General features: G+C 43.1%; 4 protein-coding genes and 2 rRNA genes. All 6 read right to left on the bottom strand.

Annotated features, from left to right (window positions below):
- Positions 1-84: 84 nt before the first annotated feature.
- Entirely contained in the window at positions 85-609 is a 525-nt protein-coding gene (locus MUP17_11980) for a methylated-DNA--[protein]-cysteine S-methyltransferase (protein MCJ7459691.1), read from the bottom strand.
- Positions 584-1,132: a helix-turn-helix domain-containing protein gene (locus tag MUP17_11975; protein MCJ7459690.1), complete on the bottom strand. Its 549-nt coding sequence runs from the start codon at positions 1,130-1,132 to the stop codon at positions 584-586. Before MUP17_11975 ends, MUP17_11980 begins: the two co-directional genes overlap by 26 nt.
- A 200-nt stretch (positions 1,133-1,332) precedes the next feature.
- Positions 1,333-2,157, bottom strand: coding sequence for a hypothetical protein (locus MUP17_11970; GenBank protein ID MCJ7459689.1), 825 nt, complete (start codon positions 2,155-2,157; stop codon positions 1,333-1,335).
- Positions 2,158-2,319: 162 nt separating this feature from the next.
- On the bottom strand, positions 2,320-2,994 hold the full coding sequence (locus MUP17_11965; protein ID MCJ7459688.1) for a hypothetical protein: 675 nt from the start codon (positions 2,992-2,994) through the stop codon (positions 2,320-2,322).
- A gap of 182 nt (positions 2,995-3,176) precedes the next feature.
- Positions 3,177-3,293, bottom strand: a 5S ribosomal RNA gene (gene rrf, locus MUP17_11960).
- Between the two features lie 200 nt (positions 3,294-3,493).
- Positions 3,494-4,034: ribosomal RNA gene (locus MUP17_11955) — 23S ribosomal RNA — on the bottom strand; the annotation flags it as partial.

Raw genomic sequence — 4,034 nt, 5'->3', positions numbered from 1 at the left:
GGCATTACGCGTTTGTAGTTGCCCAATTCATTGGGCATTTTGCTCGATAAATCGAGCAACTACAAAAAGTCCCCAGAAATTAGATCAGATTTTCGGTTTCAAACCCGCCTCAAGCTCCAGCAGATATTTTTTTCGCCAGAGTTTGCCACCATAACCACGCAGGTTTCCATTGGCTTCGATTACCCGATGGCAGGGAATCACAATAGAAAGATAATTTGCTCCGTTTGCCCTGCCTACCGCTCTTTGCGCACCTGGTTTGCCAAGATGTTTTGCTATCTGACCGTATGACCTGGTTTCGCCATAAGGAATCTGAAGCAGTTGTTCCCAGGTCTTTTTTTCAAAGGGCGTGCCGTTGACGTCAATTCGTACTCGAAATTTCTTCAACTTTTCCTCAAAGTAATCTACTAGCTCTTTTTCAAGTTTATCTAAATGTCGATTATTTCCCTTGACCAGTGGCATTTTGTAACGTTTCTCCACTCTTTGTTTAATTCGCTCCACTCCGCCGCGGTCGTGCCATTCCAAAAAGCAGACTCCTTTATCAGTAGCTCCAGCTATCATTTCTCCAAGCGGACTACTCAGATTCTTAAAGACAATTTTTTGGTTTTGCATAATACCTCCCTGGTGGTTGACCAAATTCTCTTACAAATGCCTCACGGAAGCCGCTCGCCGATTCATAACCGCACTCGTAGCCGGCTGAAAGATAGTTATCCCCAGATAGAATTAACCGTCGAGCATGATTCAGGCGTATCTTTCTATGGAAAGATAGAGGAGTCATTCCGAGATGAGTTTTGAAATATCTTCGAATGGTCGATATGTCCACACCGGTTAGTTGAATAAGTTTAGCTTCGTTGAGTTTTTCAGCCCGGTTTTGTTTCATGAATTTCAGGACAGAATGCAGCCACTCAGGCAGGACATCCGGATACTTTTCCGATCTACACCGCTTACAACCTCGCAGACCCGCGGCAATGGCTTCCTCACGCGTGGAATAGAAGACCACGTTCTCCAATTTCGGTTTTTTGGCTTTACAGGACGGCAGACAGTAAATCCCGGTCGAATGCACACCTACATAGAATTTTCCGTCGTATGCGGAATCATTCGTTGACATTACCTGGACCATTTTCTGGTAGCTCAATTTCATCCTGCATAAAAGTTATAATGCGGCCTTCTTTTTGTCCACCGATTTTCGAGCAAGTAAATAAAATATTTTGATTAGTAGTTCTGGACGGATCTGGGATACAAAGTACGAATAGAACGGTATTTTGCCCCTGCAAGAAATGCCCAATCCAAGACGTGTTTGGCACGTAAAAGCAGGGCACCACGAATTTTTTTAACTCATTGCAAGATTTTCGTCAGACGTGTCGGAGACGTCTTATAATATATAGCACCTACTAATGTTTTCTTCAATTCTATGAAAGATGGTCCCGTGTTACTATCAAGAAGCAGGAAGTATGATTCTGAATTATCTCCTATATAGCCAACGTTGAGTGTTCCACTTTCCTGTGTTGTAAAAAAACCTTCCACTCCGTTTTGTTGGGTATTCCAAATAATCTGAACCTCAAGTGGTTTTCCGCCCCCAAACGCTTGTGGTATTGAAGGATAGAATTCCTTACCAAAAAAATAAATACTTGCCATAGACATGAGAAATATGATTACCAGTATAAACTGCTTTCTATACAGTGACCCAATAGAATTATTCAGATAGAAGTCGTAAAATACAGCCATATACCCTGTTAAAAGGCTAAGAATTACCATATTATAAAACAATTTTAAGAATGTATTAGGCTTGACATCAAGTCCAAACCCCAAATATTTGAGCAAAACAGAATACAAAAAAGCGAAGAATAACAACAAAATCAATTCAAGACCCAATCTCACAACGATCCGCCTTTCCTTACGGTGATACCCCCTGAGGCGAGGCATAACTCCTGGAACTAGATAGCGAATATTGATCACAATAACAGCTATTACGAATATCAATCCCGATGCTATCACTCTACTCTGCAGAAGATTGAAGGAAGAAAATCCGTACTTTGAATAGTAAGAGTTCAACACACAAAATCCGATAAATAGGAGCAACCCAACACTTCCCAGGACTATTGCTGCCAGATTCTTGGCTATTTCTATTTTCTTACTAAGATTCAGAGGTTCATTATTCATCTTATTCGCTTTTCTTACAAATAAGCAAATATAATAAATCAAATAAGTCAACAAAAAAATGTCAACTCATCCGGGTCGGGATTTAGGCACAGAAAAGTCTCACATGGGCCGGATAAACGAACCCATTTGTATATTGACCATAGTGAAGAAAGTGCCTGGATGTTAGGCGAAAGACACACAATATGGAAGACCACTGTGTATACGAACGTACTTAATTCTTCCTCCAATTGTGGGATCCTTCTTTTCCACATCTCTGATCGTCTCAATTCCTGCAAGAATGAAAGTCAAGGGAAGTAGTTCTTCAGTATTGACTTTTCCTTGAAGATTTTGAGAAAAAAATTCAATATATTTCTTAAAGATAACTTTTGAACCATGTTCTACACCGCCCAAAAGCATCCAATTGAACGGCTGTGTTTCGATCTTAGGGGAGTCATGTCCATCTGGACGAAAGAGAATACCGCCAATGAAGCTTATATTTTTCGCAATCCCGCCTATTAGGAAGCCCGCACGCATCTCTGGCCGATTGCGCTCCGAGGCCGGGGATACATGTGCAAGAAAGCAGTTCCATTGTGGCTCCATATTTTTTTCTATTACCTGCAATATTTGTTCAGGTAATAATTGGTCGGGATTAATGATCTTGCTCTTCTCTAAGCTGTAAAGCACTGCCTTCGTAAGTGGGTCGATCCCAAACGATATTGCTCCAATCGTTTCCGCGAGCCGATGAATCTTGTCGTCATCGTCCCTAATTGTAGTAACATTCGGAGAAAACGTACTTAGTTTTCCATCGGCAATTAAAAGTGCTCCATCAGTTAAGCACACAGCAATACCAATTGTCATTGGCGCTCCTATCTTTCAACATTCATGTGTTATCTTATAGCTGTTACAAAGTTTTAAGTACCGTAGACGAATTTTCTATAATGAAGCGACCCTAGAGGGTCGCGCTACGAAATACTATGAACTATGAACCATCCACCACAAACAAAATTGTCCTGCACCGTATGGTACAGGACAAATTTTATTCCCGGCAGCGATCTACTCTCCCACCCCGTTGCCAGGGCAGTACCATCGACGCGGAGAGGCTTAACTTCTGTGTTCGGAATGGGAACAGGTGTTTCCCCCTCGCCATAGCCACCGGAAAAATTTTCTATCGAAAATTGGTAGATAGTTCATGGTGATTAGTTCATCGTCCCACCACAACTCCACCAATTTCTCAAATTCTACAGGTCGTGGTTCAAGGTTCTTGGTTTTTTTAACCCTTAAACTCTTTAACCCTTAAACCTTTAAACAGTATTTAAAATAGAGAACAGGGGAGCTTCTTTTAGAAGTTTAAATTTATCGGATCAAGTCGCACGGCTGATTAGTATCGCTCAGCTGAAGTCCTTACGGACCTTACACCTGCGACCTATCAACCACGTAATCTACGTGGAGCCTTTAGTCTCCGACGAATCGGAGAGGGAGATCAAGTCTTGAGGGAGGCTTGGCGCTTATATGCATTCAGCGCTTATCCCGTCCGGACGTAGCTACCCAGCTATGCCTTTGGCAAAACAACTGGTACACCAGAGGTCCGTCCATCCCGGTCCTCTCGTACTAGGGATAGCTCCTCTCAAATCTCCTGCGCCCGCATCAGATAGGGACCGAACTGTCTCACGACGTTCTAAACCCAGCTCACGTACCGCTTTAATTGGCGAACAGCCAAACCCTTGGGACCTTCTACAGCCCCAGGATGCGATGAGCCGACATCGAGGTGCCAAACCCTCTCGTCGATGTGAACTCTCGGAGAGGATAAGCCTGTTATCCCCGGAGTACCTTTTATCCGTTGAGCGACGGCTCTCCCACGCAAAACCGCCGGATCACTAAGCCCTGCTTTCGCACCTGCT

It is taken from the genome of Candidatus Zixiibacteriota bacterium (assembly GCA_022865345.1).
Lineage (GTDB): Bacteria > Zixibacteria > MSB-5A5 > MSB-5A5 > RBG-16-43-9 > RBG-16-43-9.
The sequence above is the reverse complement of the archived record's forward strand: the minus strand, read 5'-3'. Positions and strand labels throughout refer to the sequence as shown.

Coding starts and splice junctions, on each gene's coding strand:
- MUP17_11980 (MCJ7459691.1), bottom strand. CDS start 609: ATGCAAAACCAAAAAATTGTCTTTAAGAATCTGAGTAGTCCGCTTGGA.
- MUP17_11970 (MCJ7459689.1), bottom strand. CDS start 2,157: ATGAATAATGAACCTCTGAATCTTAGTAAGAAAATAGAAATAGCCAAG.
- MUP17_11965 (MCJ7459688.1), bottom strand. CDS start 2,994: ATGACAATTGGTATTGCTGTGTGCTTAACTGATGGAGCACTTTTAATT.